This window comes from Microbacterium sp. Bi128, from assembly GCF_918698205.1.
In genome coordinates, this window is record NZ_CAKKMM010001127.1 from 1 (window position 1) to 1,681 (window position 1,681).

A 1,681-nucleotide genomic window follows, 5' to 3' on the forward strand; every position below is an offset into this window, starting at 1 on the left:
GGTGGAGGTTCCCATGATGGCCACCAGCTGCCCGGGCTCAACTGCCTTCGCTGCGGGCGCCGTGACGTGGGCGTCCACGTTGCCCACTGCGACGGCGATGCCTTCCGGCAGTCCGGTCCAGGCGGCGGCCTCGGCCGTCAGATAGCCGGCCGCATCGCCGAGCCGGCCGATGGTGTGCGCCAGCTTGGCGCTGACAAAATCCTTGAAGTCCGGGTTCAGGGCGGACAGGAATTCCTTGGACGGGTAGCGGCCGTCCTGGTAGATCCCTTTGTAGCCGGCCGTGCAGGCGTTGCGGACGTAGTTGCCGCACAGCTGCCAGACGATCCAGTCAGCCGCTTCCACCCAGCGGTCCATCGCGGCGTAGCTTTCCGGGTCCTCCTCCAGCAACTGCAGGCCCTTGGCGAACTCCCATTCGGAGGAGATGAGTCCGCCGTAGCGCGGCAGCCAGTTTTCGCCGAGTTCCGAGGCCAGGGCGTTGCTGCGGTCCGCCTGCGGCTGGGCGTCATGGTGGCGCCACAGCTTCACGTAGGCGTGCGGGCGGTTGGCGAATCCGGGAAGCTCGTTCAGCGGTGTGCCGTCGCCCTTGACGGGGACCATGGTGCAGGCCGTGAAGTCGGTGGCGATGCCCACCACGGCGGCTGGGTCGATCCCGGCGTCGGCGACGGCCGCCGGCACAGCCCGGCGGAGCACGTCGCGGTAGTCGTTGGGCACCTGCAGGGCCCATTCGCCCGGAAGCCGGATGCCGGCGACGCCAGCCGTGTCCTCGCCGGTGACCACGGCATGCGGGTATTCAAATACCCCGCTGCCCAGTTCCTTGCCGTCCCGGACCCGGACGACGACGGCCCGCCCGGAAAGCGTGCCGTAGTCCACGCCTATGACAAAGTTTTCGGTTCCGTCCACTGAGAAGTCCATCAAATCCTCCAATAGGTTCCGCAACATTGCGAACCCCCTTATTGTTAGCGCTAACAAACTTGCTGTCAAGAAGCCTGGCACGTATTGCCGGAACGGAGGACTTCGGCCCTTAGGAGAGACGGGGGCGGGGTGCGGTGCTGGCGCGCACCACGAGAGCAGGTTTGACCACCAGGGCGCCGCTGGCGGCATCGCCCTCGACCTGGGCGCGTATCAGGTCCACGCAGCGCTTTCCGAGTTCCTCGAAGTCCTGTCGCACGGTGGTCAGCGGCGGCATGAAGTAGGCGGATTCGGGCTGGTCGTCAAAGCCAACCACGGAGACGTCTTCCGGAACCCGGATACCCTTCTCGCCGAACGCCCGCAGCAGTCCGAGCGCCATCTGGTCGTTGCTGACGAACACCGCGGTGGCGCTGCGCTGTTCTGCCAGCTGCTGCCCGATCCGGTACCCGCTGTCCGCACTCCAGTCCCCCTCGACCAGAAGTTCGTCGGAGAGGCCGGCTTCCGCCAACTCCTCGCGCCACCCGTCAACCCGGGCTTTGCCGTCCACCCAGTCGAGCGGTCCGGAGACATGGCCGATCCGCTCGTGGCCAAGGCTGATCAGATGGGCGACGGCCAGCCGCGCACCGAGCTTCTGGTCGACCATCGCGCCGCTCAACCGCCCTTCTCCGGCTCCGCCGACGACGATTACCGGGAGATCCAGGTTCAGGTCCTCGAGCACCTGAAGTGTCCCGTCGTGCGGCACGATCACAATCAATCCGTCCGCGCCCTGGTC

1 protein-coding gene and 1 pseudogene are annotated in these 1,681 nt (G+C 66.8%); both read right to left on the minus strand.

Annotated elements, in window-relative coordinates:
• A pseudogene (locus tag LQV45_RS30450) lies at window positions 1-912 on the minus strand (ribulokinase); the annotation flags it as partial.
• Window positions 913-1,021: 109 nt separating this feature from the next.
• The coding region (locus tag LQV45_RS30455; protein ID WP_230010961.1) for a substrate-binding domain-containing protein at window positions 1,022-1,681 on the minus strand (660 nt) is incomplete at its 5' end.